This window comes from Acinetobacter sp. 1424608, assembly GCF_000588255.1.
GTDB classification, from domain to species: domain Bacteria; phylum Pseudomonadota; class Gammaproteobacteria; order Pseudomonadales; family Moraxellaceae; genus Acinetobacter; species Acinetobacter nosocomialis.
The window spans coordinates 21,287-37,894 of record NZ_JFXL01000010.1; the positions used below are offsets into that span (position 1 = coordinate 21,287).

Here is a 16,608-nt window from a genome sequence, read left to right on the forward strand (position 1 = left end):
CAGGAATCAAAAGTTAGCTCAGTATTGTAAGGGAAAAAGCTTAAATTTTTATTTAAAAGTATTTTATTATTCATCACCTTGGAGATAACCTCCAAGGTGATCTTGCTCAATTAGAAAAGTGCTTCTAAACGTAAGAATGTGCTGACAAAATGGTTACGGTCTTCACGGTGGTCATTAAAGTAGTTGACGTCACCTTGTACAAAGAACCACTCACGTAAGAGCGGCTGACGCCATGATACAAATGGTCCCCAACTGTTTAAGCGTAAATCGTTGTCGTTGTAATAGCCACCTGTGTAAATACCATAGTTAAAACGGTTATTTGCAAAGAAACTATGTTCACGGAAAACTCGGTTTTCCCATGTTAAATCATCATCTTGATCGTCGGCATAAGTTAGGCTGAACTGATTTGATAAGATGGGTTGATTTGGACGAGCATGGGTGAGTTCCAAATTGGTACGTAAATAATTTTCACTATGAATGCCATAGCGATAAATTTCTTCAGCATAAAACTTAAAGTCATTACGGAGTTGCCAATCTCTTGATGCTTTTAAGCGAACATACACGTCGTCTCCAGAACGAATACCTAAGTCGGCATCTGTTTCAAACGGCAGTTTTTTGGAAAAATTCGACCAACGTAATGCGATTGAGCTGTTGTCATCTCGTGTTCGTTTAGTATCAAGTTTCTTATTTGAATCTTGATTTGGGTTCTGGTTAATATTGGCTGGACTATTATTAAATTCGTTATCTAAAGAGTCATCACCAAATACCACGCTTAAGCGTTTTTCTAGCGTCGGGAGTTTAATTTTACCGCGTATTCTTGGCTTAATTTCAAAGTTATCATATTCGTTCCAATAGTTATCAATCATGACTCGAATGGTAGCCGAAGCAGGCTTTTGAGGGTCGACTTCACCAAACCAGTTATCAATTTTTTCCGAAGTGTGATCGGCCCAATTTCGAATTTTCTTTTGCTTACGGTCAAACCAGGTCTGGTCTTCGGTCTGCTCGGTAGGTGGAACAATTGGTTGGTTGGACTGCTCCGGAAAAATCGTTGGAGTGGCATCAATCCACCTTGGAATTTGATCTAAAAGATTTTCATCTTTATTTTCTTCGGTTTGTACTCCAGATGACGAACCATTGACTTGTTGAGTTGAAGAAGAATTTACTTCTGCATGAGCCATGCATATAGAACCAAATCCCAATGTTACAAGTGCAAAAAGCTGCCGATACGTAATAACGTGAAATGTTTTCATATCTATCTTTATGTTTTGTTGTTATTGCCACTTTTGTTGATTTTTCTAATAAAATCAAGAGGACGACACAAAAGTTAAGTAAATTTAACTTTTCTTACATATTTGAAATAATTTAAAAAGTTTAAGCTATTAGCGAGAATTTTTAAGTAAAAAAATCCCCCAAACTAGGGGGATTTTAGATCAAGGAAACTTCAAATTCCGATCATTAAACACATAAAAAACAGAACATTACAGCGCGAATATTCTAAGTGGCAATCATAAACGCATTTTAAGCAATTGAATAGTTCTTTTTTTAGAACGCTCTATTGCTAAAACGATGATAAAACATACGATTTGTTCACACTTTGCAATTAAGACTGTTTATTTTGTGGAATATCACATGTTTCATCATTACAAACAGCAGCATCATCTTGCTCGATTTCTTCAGCATTTGCCTTGAGCTGTGCTTGTTCTAAGACTTGTAAAAACACTTCACGAGGTTGTGCGCCTGCAAGCGCAATTCTTTGATCAAATACAAAGAATGGTACGCCTGTTACATTAAGTTGCTCATGCGCAATCTTTTCGTCATGACGAACAAAGTCAGCTAATTCATTTGTATCGAGTACATATTCAACTTCGGCATTATCTAGGCCAATACGAGAAGCGATTTCTTCTACGACTTCACGTTCGCCAATAGCTAAACCTTCAGTCATATAAGCGTGAAAAAAGGCTTCTTTTGCTTCGTTACCTAAGCCTTTACTTTGAGCTAGGTGAATAATACGGTGGGCGTTAAAGCTATTGCCTGAGTTGGCTTTTTGCCATTGGAAGTCGATTCCTTCAGAGGCAGCCATGGCCGCAATGTTGCGCTCCATTTCTTCCATCTCTTCATAGGTACGACCATATTTTTTCGCTAAACGCTCAGTATTTGAAGTGTCGTGGGTCGCTGGCGCATTCGGATCTAACTCGAAACTATGCCAATGAATATCAAGTTCAATGCCAGCTTCAGCCGCGACATGCTCAAGGCGTTTTTTGCCGATGTAACAAAAAGGACAAACTACATCAGACCAGACATCAACACGCATGGGAGAATCTCATAAATTTTAATTACCCATCATAATAGGGATGATGTACAAGGATTTAAAGCATTCAATAGCGAATAGAGTGTTGCGTATTGTGAAATAAATGACATATAAAGAAGTAAGAGCTCTATTTTATAACTATAAAGAGCAAAACTATAAGAATGGAAAGAGGAGGTGTGTATGCGCCGAATTTTGATTGCGATTGCAGGTTTGGTGGTAATTACAGGTATTGTCTTTTTTTCCTATCAACATATTAAACAGCAACAAGCTAAAGACAGTAGCCAAATGTTCGATGTGGTGATGAATGAAAAAATGAGTGAACTTTATGAACAGGCTCAAGATTGGTCTAAACCTGTACAACTCGATATTCATGATAAACGGCTCGCAGGGCATTATAAGCAAGTCTCAGAATTTCTTTTAAGTTATTGGGTTCAAAATGTAAATGCGCGTAATGAATATTTAAGAGAACTAAAGGCTGCAAAATGGGATACTTTTTTAAATGTTGACCGTTTGGATATTGATAAAAAACAAAAATATGCTGAAACAGAAAAGATGTTGGCTGACGTTCGAAAAGCTTCAGATAAATACCAATCTGAATATGAAAAAATTCATAAAATCTTTCTCGCTAAAATACAGGAATTATCTGTTGATGCAGATACCAGACAACTTCTTGAAATGAAATTGGGAACTCAGCAAAAGGCTGATCAAGACCATACGATTTTTATGATTGAGCTGCAAATTTTAGTTGACGCAGAGCAAATGTTTAAACTTCTAAAAAACTATTCGTGGCAAAAGAAAGACCATATGATTCTTTTTCATGAAAATGCTCAAGTTAAAAAATTTAACGAGCTTTACCAACATGTCTTAAAGCTTAATGCAAAAATTGAAAGTATTAAGAAAAAGAACGTGGCTGCTTTAGAAAATGAGTTAGAAGAATAATTACAGCATGAGCATCAATCATGATGTATTGGTGCTCTCAGCTTTGCCTTTTATCAAGAAAGATTGTAATAAACTTTGAGAAGTTTGTAGTTTGTTTAACTGCTCCGATACATGCATCAGCTCTGTTTGTAGCTTTTCTTGAACAATAGGGCAAAGCGTAAATACCCTTTCATCTAAATCAAAACATGGTAATAACACCTGAATGTCTTTTAGTGTCATACCCGCATCATTTAATATTTTAATTTTCTTAATATTTTCAATATCTTTTTGCGTATAACTTCGATAGTTATTACTTGCTCGATGCGGTTGTATTAGCCCTAAACTTTCATAATAACGCAGCATACGCGGACTAACTTTTGTAAGCTCAGCGACTTTAGCTAGGTTCATAAAATAGGCTTGACCTTAACAGTGGTGTCATAGTTTAGCATGTTTTTATCTTTCAAAATGGTACTTGTTCAATGATCAGAAAACTCATTTTATTGGTGTTATTTGGATTAATGTCATTTGCTGCAAATACCAAAACACTGGAACATCAGGAGAAGAACATGCGTCAAATATTTGTACTTCACGGTTATTCGGCTTCTATACATGATCACTGGTTCTTGGACCTAAAAAATCAAATAGAAGACGAAAATACCTCTGTTACTTTAATACCATTTCCAGATTCTGAGCATCCCAATGTAGATGCTTGGCAGAAGGTTTTAGATGAACAGATACCAGAGGTTAATGAAAATAATTATTTTGTGGCACATAGTTTGGGTGTCATTACCTTACTGCACTTTTTGCAAAGACATGATTATAAAAATATTGGAGGAATGATTTTAGTATCCGGATTCTCTGGACTAATTGCAGATTCTTCCCCTCTCACAGCTTATATAACAAAGAGCAAAGTCGACACCAATTATTTTAAGAGCATAAAGAAAAAGTTGGTGTATTTATCTGATAATGATGATTTGGTTCCACCAAAACTGACGATTCAATTGGCTAAGGATATTGATGCGCCGTACATTACTGTTCCTAATGGCGGGCACTTTTTAGGTCGGGAAGGTTATACGGAATTTCCGCAATTAGTCGATTCTTTAAAAGAAATGTTAGAAAATTGATAAAAATCCCCGCATTAAGCGGGGATTTTTATCTTTACTGAAATTTGTAATTTTTATTCCTAATCTATTAAGGCTGGTAAATGATACCCATGACTTTCGCAGGTAAAGCGATAATATCGAAAGTTAAGGTAAACGGAAGCAGTGGTAAACTTGCTAGCTTCTCCTTAGTTGATAAGGGCACTTTTCCGCTTTTATCATGAAGATATTGGATTCTAACGTGATATGGCTTGGATAAAGGGGTTATTTTTTTAAGATTGTTTACAGGAGGATAAACAGTTCCTCTAAGATTTAACTCAAATTTATGTAGTTCTAATGTCTTTTCATAGTCACATGGAACTACACCATATTGTTTAAATAAAGCTGATTCTTTCTCGTTCAATTTCCCATTAGGTGGGATGTAAGAAAATCTAATATGTCCGTAAAAATGGTTACTATTCGAAGCTGGAGCATTAAAATCTAGCTCATTACTTATTTGAATATATTGTGGATTTAATTGACTAATTAATTGAATGAAATCGTTACCGCCTTTACTAATGACATAACTATATTTTTTCCCTGCGATGACAATACTGTCCTCTGGTTCATTTGGGAGAGATACTGATGGTTTACCGAATGCAATTACATCATCTTCTGTTAAAGTGATCCATTCATAGCCTGAGTCGTATTTTGTAAATAGCTCTCGCGTGTGTTCACCAATAATTCGATTACTCGCACAACCAGTGAGAAGGAAACTGACTAGTAAGCAGCTCATAAGAATATTCTGATTTAATATTTTAAAGTTCATTATTTCTGTCGAATTCAATGGATTTATAAAAGGCTGACTATAAACAAAAAATCGTAATATTTAAATCTGGCAATATAATATGACTTAGCCATATTCAGATTAATTTCTAAAATCTTTTATGAATTTCTTTTTAATAAGTTTAAAAATCTAACGTTATTTACCGTTTATCTGAGCATTACTGAATCAAAAATGACTTTGTTGTAGCCTATTTATAGAACATTTTATTTAGTCATCATTTTTAGTTCGCGTAGGGTGACTGATTTTGGGAGCAAGTTATGAACTTTCTAAAACAATCAGCCTTCATTGCTGTATTTGCTTTTATGGGTTTACCAACTGTTCAAGCAGAAGAAGTAACGACTTTACCCACTATTCGCGTTATGGCTGAATCTGAGCTACGTGATGAGGTGGGCTTTGTGCCGTTTCAAGAAGATAAGAAGGTACGCCAAGCACTACAACACCATGAATATAAAATACATAACGATATACAGAATGCTTTAGTCCCAGAAGGGATGACGACCATAGATTATCAGCCCGTTATGGCGCAGCCTGATCTCTCACAACTTTCTCCATTTTTACGAGAATATATTCTAGCGGTAGCGGGCGGGATCCAGTCTTCTGACCCAACCAATGGTCTTTTTGAAATGTTAAAACCGTTGAACATTAACCGAAGTAATGTCGATGCTTATCGTGAAGGTACGATGAAAGTAAATTTAGATGATATTTTGAAATTACAGCAACAAATCCAAGATGGTTTAAAAGGCCGGTAAAATAAAAATCCCCGCATTGAGCGGGGATTTTTTTATCTTGGTGTTAATTAAACACGTTCGATAATGGTTGCAATACCTTGACCAAGGCCGATACACATAGTCGCAAGACCAATTTGAGTATCTTGTTGTTCCATCACGTTCAACAACGTAGTTGTAATACGTGCACCAGAACAGCCTAGTGGGTGACCAAGTGCGATTGCACCACCATTTAAGTTCACGATGTCTTGTTTGTCATAAAGACCTAAGCCCTTAAGAACAGACAAGCCTTGTGCAGCAAATGCTTCATTTAACTCAACAGTCTGAATATCAGCAATTGATAAGCCAGCACGCTTAAGCGCTTTTTGAGTCGCTGGAACTGGGCCGTAACCCATGATTGCTGCGTCACAGCCTGCTACTGCCATAGAGCGAATTACAGCACGTGGTTTTAAACCTAATGCTTGTGCACGTTCAGCAGACATAAGCAACATTGCAGAAGCACCGTCAGAAAGAGCAGAAGAAGTTGCTGCTGTTACTGAACCACCTTTAGGGTCAAATACAGGTTTTAATGCTTTGAATGCTTCAAGGTTTGCATCTGGACGAATCACTTCGTCGATGTCGCAAAGGATTTTGAAACCATTTGCATCGTGGCCTTCAACACCAACGATTTCATTTTTGAAACGACCTTCCTGAGTTGCAGCCCAAGCACGGCGGTGAGATTCAACACCGAACGCATCTTGTTCTTCACGAGTAATGCCGTTCATACGACCTAACATTTCAGCAGTTAAGCCCATCATGTTAGATGCTTTTGCATAGTGTTTAGATGCTTCTGGGTTAAGGTCGATGCCGTGCATCATACCTACATGACCCATGTGCTCTACACCACCAATAATGAAGATGTCACCTTGGTTAGTCGCAATTTGTGCAGCCGCAGTGTGGATTGCCTGCATAGACGAACCACAAAGACGGTTCACTGTTTGACCAGCAACAGTTTTAGGCAAGTCAGCCAATAAACCGATGTTACGGCCAATGTTCATACCTTGTTCTAGAGTCTGGTTTACACAGCCCCAGATCAGGTCTTCAACTTCGTTTACATCAAACTGGTTACGGGCAACGAGCGCACGTACAAGTTCAGCAGATAAACTGTCGGCACGTACATTACGGAACATACCGTTTTTAGATTTGCCCATGGCAGAACGAACGCCATCAACAATCACAACGTCACGTGGATTTAAAGTAGCCATTCACGTCGCTCCTTAACCGTAGAATTTTTTATTGTTAGCAGCCATGTCGCGCAACATTTGCGGCGCTTCATAAGCCTTACCTAAGTGTGCATATTTATCGCAAAGTGCAACGTATTCAGCAACACCAGTTTGGTCGATGTAACGGCATGGACCACCACGGAATGGAGGGAAACCTACACCCATAATCATTGCCATGTCTGCTTCAGATGCAGTTGCTACAATCTTGTCTTCCAAGCAACGAACTGTTTCGTTACAGAAAGCAAGCATCATACGGTCAATGATTTCTTGGTTATCAAATTCGCGTTTTTCGCCAGTTACGAACGGAGCAATCACTTCATACGCTGTTGGATCAACAGTTTTTGCTTTCTTGCCTTTCTTGTCGAGTTCGTATTTGTAGAAACCTACGTCATTCTTTTGACCAAGACGCTTCGCTTCATACATTGCTTGGATTGCGCCTTTGTAGTCTGGCTTCATACGGTCAGGGAAACCTTCCGCCATTACTTCTGCACCATGCACACCTGTATCAATACCTACAACATCGATCAGGTAAGCAGGGCCCATTGGCCAACCAAACTTAGACATTACATTGTCGATTTGTTGGAAATCTGCGCCGTCTTTTACAAGAAGGTCAAATGCACCGAAGTAAGGGAACAATACACGGTTAACCAAGAACCCTGGGCAGTCATTTACAACGATTGGTGTTTTACCCATTTTTTGAGCAAGAACGACAGTCGTTGCAATTGCTTCTTCAGAAGTCTTTTCACCACGAATAACTTCTACAAGCGGCATCATGTGAACTGGGTTAAAGAAGTGCATACCAACAAAGTTTTCAGGACGTTGTAATGCTTTTGCCAAACGTGTAATTGAAATTGTAGAAGTGTTAGAAGCAATGATCGTGTTTTCACGAACATTTTTCTCAGTTTCTGCAAGTACGATTTCTTTAACTTTTGGATTTTCAGTTACCGCTTCGATCACGATGTCGACTTCTTTAAACTCTTCGTAGCTTAAAGTAGGACGAATACGTGCAAGCGTTTCACCCATTTGTGCAGGCTTCATTTTCTTGCGTTCAACTTGCTTAGTTAACAAGTTGTTAGCTTCTGACATACCTAGTGCAAGTTGTGGGTTACCAATATCTTTCATGATAATTGGAGTGCCTTTGCTTGCTGCTTGGTAAGCAATACCACCACCCATAATACCTGCACCTAGAACAGCTGCTTGGTTTACAGGGTGAGCACCTTTTTCATGTTGTTTAGATGCCTTTTTCACAACTTGGTCATTGATGAATAGACCAATCAATGCGCCAGCTTGTGGAGTAATTGCTGCTTTAGCAAAGCCTTCAGCTTCAGCTTTTAATGCTTCATCACGTGCAAGGCTTGCACCAGCTTGTAATGAATCAAGTAATAATTTTGGAGCAGGGTATTGAGCAGGATTTGCTTTAGCAAGTACTGCACCTTTTGCTGTGTTGAACGCCATCATTTGTTCAAGCGGATTCAATTTTACAGCTTCAAGTTTCTCTTGGCGTTTTGCTTTCCAGTTTAAACGACCAGAAATTGCTTGTTTAACCAAGTCAGTTGCAGCATCAAGTAATTTGTCAGCAGCTACAACAGCATCTACAGCACCATCTTTAAGCGCAGCAGCTGGTTTTTTAGGAGCAGCCATTGCCATCCATTCAACTGCATTATCGATACCAATAAGACGGCTTAAACGAACACTACCACCGAAACCTGGGTAAATGCCGAGTTTAATTTCTGGTAAACCCACTTGTGCAGCTTCTGACATCACGCGATAGTCACAAACTAAACACATTTCAAAACCACCGCCCAAAGCCATGCCGTTAATAGCAGCAACTTTTGGAAGGTCTAAATCTTCAAAGCTATTGAAGATTTCGTGAACAGGCATAAGCCAGTCAACAATCGCTTTTTCGCCTTGTGCGAAGTTTTCACCAAACTCGGTAATATCTGCACCTACAATAAATGTAGATTTACCAGAAGTTACGACTAAGCCTTTAATATCGTTATTGGCTTTTACAGCCGCGATAGCAGCTTTGAAATCTTCAATTGTTGCACGGTTGAATTTATTGACCGACTCACCTTGTAAGTCAAAGCGGAATTCTGCAATTCCGTCCGCAAGCATTTGGACGGTAATGGCATTGCCAGCGTGGATCATGCCTGATCTCCTTAGTTTTGGAGGATTTCTAAGTTGATGTTATGAAGCGTGTGTACAGCTCCGGTACACATTTATGCTTCGCTAATCTTACGATAACTATATCTAAAAAGAAGCCAACAAGTTGTATCAAGCCGTGACGCAAGGGTCATCAATTGTCTGTAAATAATTTTTTTTAATTTATTTATATGAAAAATATGTTTTTTTATAGGTAATAATAGCTTGATAAGCAAGGGTTGAAGGGCCCATAAGAGAATGTAGTAAACAATGAAAGGAATGATAAAAGAACATTGAAATAATAGAGTTCTTTATGGGGTAAATGCATGTATGGAAGAATGATAAAGACTGTTGAATAACTCAATTTTTTGAATTGGTAATAAAAATTAAAATCTTATGTGAATTATTAGACAGAAAGGGTTGTCTATTTTTTTATCTTTCGATAAACTTTATGTTATAAAAATGTTAGATAAAGTAATATTATGTTAAAAAATAAGTTTGTAATTTTAGCCATCCTACCAATGATGTTAAGTGCGTGTGGCGGTGGTGGTTCTAGTGATAATAATTCCGTAAATAACGATCAAAGTAGCGCATCACAAGATTCTACGGCGAACGGAAGTCGTTACTATTTTATGGATTACAATGCGAATGAAACAGATGAGTTAAATATTTCCTATTTTGAAATATTCAATAAAAAATCAACAGATGGGTCTTCTAATCAAGCTTTAGGTGAGTATTTGCTCACAGAGAAAAACCTCTATCTTCCAACTGATCAAGCCATTAATGTTATGAATATTAATTCGCTAACGGATTGGACACTGGATCTTATTGGTGATGTTAAAGAGGATTGGAAACTTCAGAGAGTTAATCTTTCTGGTCAGAATATGTTTGACGCTGTTTTACCGGGTTATCGAGCAGTAGGCTTTCCAGTAAATGATGCAAGTACAACTAATGGACGTATATTTCTTAATACTTATGGACAGAATAAATTTCCTGACGGAAGTAGTTGCTATCGTTTAATTTCAAAAAAATCTAATCAAGAGTCTTTTGCATTCAATGTCGGTCAAGATTATGAAATTAACCAGAGTTTTGACGAGTTCGATGCAGACAATGCTTCGTACCTTAATTATTTGAATCAAACTAATCCATTCGGCTTTACTTATAAAGCAGTTAAAGGAACATGGCAAACAGTTCAGTGGACGACAATTTATGATACTAGTCTAGGTTTTGCTGCGAGCGATAGTGTTGCGGTGCAATATCAAGGTAAGCCATACACAGCAAGTTATACAAGTAATATTGGTTGGACTGCTGATCAAGAAGTTAAGCATTGGGAAACATACCTAAAAAATGCCAATGATCCCCAACGCATCCGTTTTGCTCAGTTAAGAATTGCACAATTGAAATCAGGCTGTTATGTCTATAATGAAACCGCTGCAAGAGCACTTGTTTCTCTAAATGCGTTAAATTGGAAACCCTATCAAAACTAATTTAAAGCCTGATTTTAAGAAATCTCAAGAATAAATATTCTTGAGATTTCTTTTTGCTAAAAATAATAGTTAATCATATGAGTCTGAATTTTCTTCGAGAGTTTGTTATTATTTCTCCGATTTTAAATTTCTTCGAAGTATTTTAAAGATGCTTAAATGCGAGTAACTATATGATTAAATGGGTCATATTAGCGATTTTTGTAATATCTGCATTGTATATCCAACATCGCGGCAAAGTGCGTCACTCGTTTTATCGTCAATTTTTTGACCATTCAACCTTGCTCGCACCGATTAACTTTTTAATGTACATCTTTTCAAAGGTACCGAATCAGCCTTATATCGACACTCAACACTTCAAAGATTTAAAAGTGTTAGATGAAAATTGGGAAATGATTCGAGACGAAGCGAAAGCTTTATATGACCAAGGTGGGATTAAAGCATCGAGTACCTACAATGACTTAGGGTTTAACTCGTTCTTTAAAACAGGATGGAAACGTTTTTACCTCAAGTGGTATGAATCAAGCCATCCTTCTGCTGCTGAGCTTTGCCCAAAAACAACGGCGTTACTCAAAACATTACCAACCATTAAAGCGGCAATGTTTACAGAGCTTGCTCCTGATAGCCGTTTGGTTAGACACCGTGACCCGTACGCAGGTTCACTTCGTTATCACTTGGGTTTAATTACACCAAATGATGACCGTTGTTTTATTGATGTAGATGGTGAAAGATACTCTTGGCGTGATGGTCAAAGTGTTGTGTTTGATGAAACTTATATTCACTATGCTGAAAATAAGACTGATCAAAACCGTATTATCTTCTTTGCCGATGTTGAACGTCCGATGAAAGTGAAATGGATGGAACGTTTCAACCATTGGTTTGGTCGTAATGTGATGACTGCGGCAAGTTCACCGAATGAAACAGGTGACCAAACAGGGGGCTTAAATAAAGCCTTTGGTTATGTTTACCAAATTCGTATTAAAGCTAAAGCTTTAAAAGCTAAAAACCGTAAGTTGTATTACTTCTTGAAGTGGTTCCTCATGCTTGGAATTTTCTTCCTGATTTTTGTTCGACCATACGTGTTTTAATGAAAGCGCCCGAAATAAAAATTCTGCGTGATTGAATTAAGCCACACTTTCGAGTGTGGTTTTTTTGTGGAAAGTTTCTGAGAGGCCTCTGTGCCACAACATACTTTAATTTTTTGCGCTGATTTAAAGTAATCAACCATTGCGACACAGAGATAAAGAGCTAAGCCAACGCTTAGCCCAGACTACTTTTGTCACACCGCTGCATGGTGCTTAAAAAAGTAGGGACAAAGTCCTGTGGGAGAACAGGACTTTGCAAACTGACATGTTCTAGGCGTTGCATCATTTTCGGGGAATAAGCTTTTTCAAGTTGCTGGTAAATACAGTCACAACTGGCCTCGCTATGCCCACCTGACAAGCAAATTTTTTCAAACTCCTGCTGAGTGTGTAAATTGCAACCCGAAATACCCAAGCTACCTAGAACTAAACTAAAAGTTAAAATAGATTTATAAGTTTTCATATTATTCTCATAATGATTTATATCTATGAGTAGAATAAAAATATAATGGGTTTAAATGGTTAAAATAAATTTTAGTTAATAATTAATCCTCCTAAAAAAACAGGAAAATAAAATAATTAAAATTTTTAAAATAAAAATAATTTATAAATATAAAAATAAGGCATAAAACCAAATTTTAAATAAATAAAATAATTAAATTAGAGAGAAAAAAAGTTTGAATAATGGCATGGCTAACTCCTTAAAAATGGAGTCCTACCACCAGATTACCGCGAATTAATTAGGGTGGTAGAACGGAAAGGGGTTGACAGACTGGGATCCATAGAACCAGCACGCACGGGGCGTCCCCCAACCGTCCTACCGCAAAGAAGGGGGACGCAAGGGTCCAGCGAATTATAGCAGAACTATAATCCGTGGTGGATCAACGGTCTGTCAAAACCGACTGGCAATGTAGGCCAGCAACGAGATAATAATAGTTAAAATGAAAAGCGTCAATTATTAAAAGGGATTTTTATTTAAAATAAATGTGATTTATTTTTATTAAATTTTTTCATTTTAAATATTATTTGGGGAAATGTTTATAATATTTAAAATTTCTAATTAATCTGAAGTTTTATATAAGTGTTTGGTCGGTTGAAATGAATTTGATTGATTGGTTGTAGCTAAGTATTTTGCTTTTATAAGAGGATATCTTTGCCTCAATATTTATAGAAAGATTAAAGGGCCAGAAAAGGTATTTTTTTATAAAATAAAAACGATAAATTCATTTTGTGACTCATTTCACAGTGCTGGCAATTTGTTACAACTATTAAAAGCCAACGCATAATTTTGATTCTACAATTGCTCCGTTTTTTCGAAGACTGATTAGCGGAAGTAGGTTTCAAAATGGCTCATGCTCATCACGTAGCTCATGCACATGTTCACCATATTAAATTGAGAAAAGAAGAAAGTTCTCAGGGTGACTTAAAAACGAAAGCGATGTTACACAAAGCTTCTGCTGAGACTAAAAAGCATGGCCGAACAACTTCTAAAAGACATAAAGTAGAAGATCAAAACATTGATCTACATAAGTTCTCAAGCAAACTTGAAAGTATGTCAGCAAAGCACAGCAAAGAGAAATGTGCCAAGAATATCCGTATTGCTCTACAAGCAGCAGGTGCAGATGTTTCCAAGCATCCAGTAGCTGCATCTGACTGGGGACATACCTTAGAAAAGAACGGCTATAAGAAAATCAAACCGGCATTTAACCGTCCTCAAGAAGGCGATATCTATATTATTGAACGCACCAGTGGTCATACCTACGGACACATTGCTGGCTATACGGGTAATGGTTGGTTCTCAGATTTTCGTCAAAAAACCTATGCGGTATATAAAGAAAAAGACGTGAAATATAGTTACTATCGCCTCGATTCTTAAGGTAGTACGACACATATTGTCGGGCTAATTCATGATGTGTTTTCAAATTTAGGTTCTGCCACAGTAAAGCACTTGAAAAGTAAGGGTGAAAACATCACATTAGGTATTCAATATTAAGCCATGTATGCCAATAGTGAATCAAAACGCTCGTCCCCATATTGAAAAAATTTTAGCTAACCTGACCCAACTTCCAGGCGTTTATAAGATGCTAGGGAAAGAGGGAGAGTTGTTATATGTGGGTAAAGCTAAAAACCTAAAAAATCGGGTATCGAGTTATTTTGTCAAAACTATTGAGCATCCGAAAACTCAGGCTTTAGTTGCACGAATTTATGATATTGAAACGCTAGTTACGCGTTCAGAAACCGAAGCGCTGCTTTTAGAACAAAACTTAATTAAGCAACATCGTCCGCCTTATAACATTATGCTGCGAGACGATAAGTCATATGTCTATATCTTTGTATCGGCAGATAAGCCTTATCCGCGAATTGCCAGTGGACGTGGCAAAGGTAAGCATCAAATCGGGAAGTTCTTTGGCCCGTATCCAAGCGCTTATAGTGCTCGAGATACCTTACTGGTTTTACAAAAACTTTTTAATGTGCGCCAATGTGAAAATACTTACTTCTCACAGCGCAAGCGTCCATGTTTGCAATATCAAATCAAACGTTGCTCGGCCCCATGTGTAGGCTTAGTCTCACCAGAAGATTACAAAGAAGACGTCAATAACAGTATTCGCTTCTTACAAGGTGATACCAAAGAATTAAACCAAGAACTGATTGCGAAAATGGAGCAGGCAGCGGCAGATCTTGAATTTGAAAAAGCTGTTTTTTATCGAGACCGTTTGTCTTTGCTCCGTGAAGTACAAGCACAGCAAGCTGTTTTCAAAGTGAAAGGTGAGGCGGATATTTTAGCCATTGCCTATCAGGCTGGAGTGACATGTGTGCAGATTATGCATGTGCGTAATGGTCGTATGTTAGGCGGCAAAAGTTATTTCCCTGATATGTTAGGGGATGACCTCGGGCAAATGCTAAGTGACTTTATGGCAAACTTTTACTTTCAGGTTGCCGATGAAGTACCAAGCGAACTGATTGTGAATACTGCTTTACCTGACCGTAAAGAATTGGAAGAAGCCTTAGCACAACAGTTTGGAAAGAAAGTTCAAATTAAGAGTAATGTACGAGAAACACGTGCCGAATGGTTAGAACTTGCCGAAATGAATGTTCAGCATGCAATTAAAGGGCAGTTGAGTAATCATTTAGAACTTAATGAGCGCTTCCACCAACTTGAGCAGGTGGTTGGCCGTCCGATCGATCGTATTGAGTGTTTTGATATTAGCCATACCATGGGTGAAGCGCCTATTGCATCGTGTGTGGTGTTTGACCAAGGCGGTGCACGTAAACGAGACTATCGCCAATTTGCCATTCAAGATATTACCGCAGGCGATGATTACGCTGCGATGCGACAAGCTTTAACACGTCGTTATAAAAAGGCAATGTTGCCAGATTTACTTTTAATTGATGGTGGTAAAGGCCAGCTCCATATGGCCATGGAAGTTATGCAAGATCTTGGGCTTGATGCTTTCATGATTGGTGTTTCAAAAGGTGAGGGACGTAAACCGGGCCTTGAAACGCTTCATTTTACTGATGGCACAAAAATCCAGTTACCTGAAGATAACAAGGCACTACATTTGATTCAACAGGTACGTGATGAAGCTCATCGCTTTGCTATTACCAAACACCGCGCTAAACGCGACAAACGCCGTAGTACTTCAGTTTTAGAGGCCATTCCGGGCTTAGGACCTAAACGCCGTCGAGATTTATTAACACATTTTGGTGGAATTCAAGGTGTGTTAAAAGCATCTGAAAAAGAACTGACAGTCGTGCCGGGCTTGGGTGAAGTGATGGCAAGAACGATTTATAAAATTTTGCATGAGTAGTCATGTCTTATTTATGTGAGTGACAAAAGCGCTCGTAAATTAATAGCTGAATGATCATTCACATAACATTCAAAATAATGAAAGATATTTCCTTATCACGCGCATGATTTAGGGATAGGAATGTCGTTACTACAACTATTTGAAGATGTAAAACAAAATGAATGGATTGATATACCCGCAGGATGGTTACAGGGCCGCACCGTTTTTGGGGGGCTTGTTGCAGGGTTATTAATGCAAAAAGCATGCGCCCATATTCAAGATTCAAATAAAAGGTTATTAAGTTGTAGTGTTACTTTTGTAGGCCCTGTACAACAAGGCGCTGCCCGATTGACTATTGAAGTTTTAAGAGAAGGAAAGTCAGTCACTACGCTTGAAGCGCGGTTATGGCAAGATAATGCAGTTCAAACCATTTTGGTTGCAAGTTTTGGCGTGTCTCGTGTGTCGAGTATTGAGGTAAAACAAGAACCCATAGCACCTGCTTATGTACAACCAGAAAATTTAACCGTCATTCCTTTTGCGAAACATATGCCGGAATGCTTTCAGCATTTTGAAGTCTGTTGGGCTGAGGGTAATTATCCGGTAACGGCAAGTGGGCATCCTGACTTTGGTGGTTGGTCAAGGTTCTCACCAGAACAACATGAAAATCGTCAAATGACATTACCTGATTTGATTGTACTTATGGATATTTGGCCGCCGGGTGTATTGCCAATGTTTAAGCAAGTTGCGCCAGCAAGCTCTTTAACATGGCACATTACTTATGTTCATCCAGTTCAGCATCAGTTGTGCGACTGGTTTAAATATAAAGTCACGACTGAATATGCAGCTGAGGGTTATTCCACAGAATATGCATATCTTTGGGATCAAAATGATCATTTAATTGCAATCTTGCGGCAAACTGTTACGGTATTTACCTAAGTAATCTACTTTCTCGATTCACATATTTCGTATAAAG

The 16,608-nt window shown here is 38.0% G+C and carries 15 protein-coding genes; 8 read left to right on the forward strand and 7 right to left on the reverse strand.

Annotated elements, in window-relative coordinates:
• Positions 1-110: 110 nt before the first annotated feature.
• Together J678_RS14750 and J678_RS14755 are read right to left on the reverse strand one after the other, a co-directional pair.
• Entirely contained in the window at positions 111-1,250 is a 1,140-nt protein-coding gene (locus J678_RS14750; RefSeq protein ID WP_004710872.1) for a hypothetical protein, read from the reverse strand.
• 350 nt (positions 1,251-1,600) lie between these two features.
• Complete coding sequence (locus J678_RS14755; protein ID WP_002156938.1) at positions 1,601-2,311, reverse strand: DsbA family oxidoreductase; 711 nt, start codon at positions 2,309-2,311, stop codon at positions 1,601-1,603.
• Between the two features lie 177 nt (positions 2,312-2,488).
• Between J678_RS14755 and J678_RS14760 the strand changes: the two genes are divergently transcribed.
• Positions 2,489-3,247, forward strand: coding sequence for a hypothetical protein (locus J678_RS14760; RefSeq protein WP_031955862.1), 759 nt, complete (start codon positions 2,489-2,491; stop codon positions 3,245-3,247).
• An 18-nt stretch (positions 3,248-3,265) separates the two neighbouring features.
• Here J678_RS14760 and J678_RS14765 read toward each other — a convergent pair whose 3' ends face one another.
• Positions 3,266-3,634: a MerR family transcriptional regulator gene (locus J678_RS14765; protein WP_006580936.1), complete on the reverse strand. Its 369-nt coding sequence runs from the start codon at positions 3,632-3,634 to the stop codon at positions 3,266-3,268.
• A 71-nt stretch (positions 3,635-3,705) separates the two neighbouring features.
• On the opposite strand from J678_RS14765, the gene J678_RS14770 reads away from it, so the two are divergent.
• Positions 3,706-4,350 carry an RBBP9/YdeN family alpha/beta hydrolase gene (locus J678_RS14770; RefSeq protein WP_068791452.1) on the forward strand — a complete coding sequence of 215 codons (645 nt, stop codon included), beginning with the start codon at positions 3,706-3,708 and terminating at the stop codon, positions 4,348-4,350.
• A 67-nt stretch (positions 4,351-4,417) separates the two neighbouring features.
• On the opposite strand, the gene J678_RS14775 is transcribed toward J678_RS14770, so the two are convergent.
• Positions 4,418-5,134 carry a hypothetical protein gene (locus J678_RS14775; RefSeq protein WP_031955865.1) on the reverse strand — a complete coding sequence of 239 codons (717 nt, stop codon included), beginning with the start codon at positions 5,132-5,134 and terminating at the stop codon, positions 4,418-4,420.
• A 275-nt stretch (positions 5,135-5,409) separates the two neighbouring features.
• On the opposite strand from J678_RS14775, the gene J678_RS14780 reads away from it, so the two are divergent.
• The gene (locus J678_RS14780) at positions 5,410-5,901 is read left to right on the forward strand and encodes a hypothetical protein (protein ID WP_031955867.1); all 492 of its coding nucleotides are present in this window, start codon (positions 5,410-5,412) and stop codon (positions 5,899-5,901) included.
• 47 nt (positions 5,902-5,948) lie between these two features.
• Here J678_RS14780 and fadA read toward each other — a convergent pair whose 3' ends face one another.
• Together fadA and fadB are read right to left on the reverse strand one after the other, a co-directional pair.
• Positions 5,949-7,121: an acetyl-CoA C-acyltransferase FadA gene (gene fadA, locus J678_RS14785; RefSeq protein WP_002157046.1), complete on the reverse strand. Its 1,173-nt coding sequence runs from the start codon at positions 7,119-7,121 to the stop codon at positions 5,949-5,951.
• Between the two features lie 12 nt (positions 7,122-7,133).
• Positions 7,134-9,287 carry a fatty acid oxidation complex subunit alpha FadB gene (gene fadB / locus J678_RS14790; RefSeq protein WP_002156941.1) on the reverse strand — a complete coding sequence of 718 codons (2,154 nt, stop codon included), beginning with the start codon at positions 9,285-9,287 and terminating at the stop codon, positions 7,134-7,136.
• A gap of 476 nt (positions 9,288-9,763) precedes the next feature.
• Between fadB and J678_RS14795 the strand changes: the two genes are divergently transcribed.
• Together J678_RS14795 and lpxO are read left to right on the forward strand one after the other, a co-directional pair.
• Positions 9,764-10,768 carry a hypothetical protein gene (locus J678_RS14795; protein ID WP_032027374.1) on the forward strand — a complete coding sequence of 335 codons (1,005 nt, stop codon included), beginning with the start codon at positions 9,764-9,766 and terminating at the stop codon, positions 10,766-10,768.
• A gap of 170 nt (positions 10,769-10,938) precedes the next feature.
• Positions 10,939-11,853 carry a lipid A hydroxylase LpxO gene (gene lpxO / locus J678_RS14800; RefSeq protein ID WP_031955870.1) on the forward strand — a complete coding sequence of 305 codons (915 nt, stop codon included), beginning with the start codon at positions 10,939-10,941 and terminating at the stop codon, positions 11,851-11,853.
• Positions 11,854-12,025: 172 nt separating this feature from the next.
• On the opposite strand, the gene J678_RS14805 is transcribed toward lpxO, so the two are convergent.
• A complete protein-coding gene (locus tag J678_RS14805) occupies positions 12,026-12,310 on the reverse strand; it encodes a hypothetical protein (protein WP_031955871.1) in 285 nt (94 codons plus the stop codon).
• Between the two features lie 882 nt (positions 12,311-13,192).
• Here J678_RS14805 and J678_RS14810 point away from each other — a divergent pair.
• From J678_RS14810 to J678_RS14820, 3 genes are all read left to right on the forward strand, one after another.
• A complete protein-coding gene (locus tag J678_RS14810) occupies positions 13,193-13,723 on the forward strand; it encodes a CHAP domain-containing protein (RefSeq protein ID WP_004710856.1) in 531 nt (176 codons plus the stop codon).
• 133 nt (positions 13,724-13,856) lie between these two features.
• On the forward strand, positions 13,857-15,656 hold the full coding sequence (gene uvrC / locus J678_RS14815) for an excinuclease ABC subunit UvrC (protein ID WP_031944813.1): 1,800 nt from the start codon (positions 13,857-13,859) through the stop codon (positions 15,654-15,656).
• A gap of 120 nt (positions 15,657-15,776) precedes the next feature.
• The gene (locus tag J678_RS14820; RefSeq protein ID WP_004883572.1) at positions 15,777-16,571 is read left to right on the forward strand and encodes a thioesterase family protein; all 795 of its coding nucleotides are present in this window, start codon (positions 15,777-15,779) and stop codon (positions 16,569-16,571) included.
• Positions 16,572-16,608: the final 37 nt, after the last annotated feature.